Origin of the sequence: Jeotgalibacillus sp. ET6 (assembly GCF_029667115.1) — a bacterium.
GTDB lineage: Bacteria > Bacillota > Bacilli > Bacillales > Jeotgalibacillaceae > Jeotgalibacillus.
Genome location: NZ_JARUIU010000147.1, coordinates 1 through 261, shown reverse-complemented (window position 1 = coordinate 261; position 261 = coordinate 1). Strand labels below are relative to the sequence as shown.

The 261-nt window shown below is 60.2% G+C and carries 1 pseudogene; it reads left to right on the top strand.

Annotated features, from left to right (window positions below):
• Positions 1 to 261, top strand: a pseudogene (locus P6709_RS20060) (hypothetical protein); the annotation flags it as partial.

Genomic DNA, 261 nt, shown 5'->3' with positions numbered 1-261 from the left:
ACGACCTCAAGGCCAAGACCGATATCCCGGACAATGTCTACGAGGGCATCGACAACAACAAGGCGAAAACCCTCCACCTGTTCATCCGCCGCGGTGTGGCCCAGGCCAAGTTCAGCGTGCAGGAGCTGCGCGAGATGGAGAAGCTGCCCGGCGTGCAGCTCATCATCAATGAGGACGACTTCGATTTGGACGACGAGACCATCGAGGTGGCCGGCAAGGACAAGCTCACCCGCCAGATGGTCGAGGAGCTGTTCGCCATCC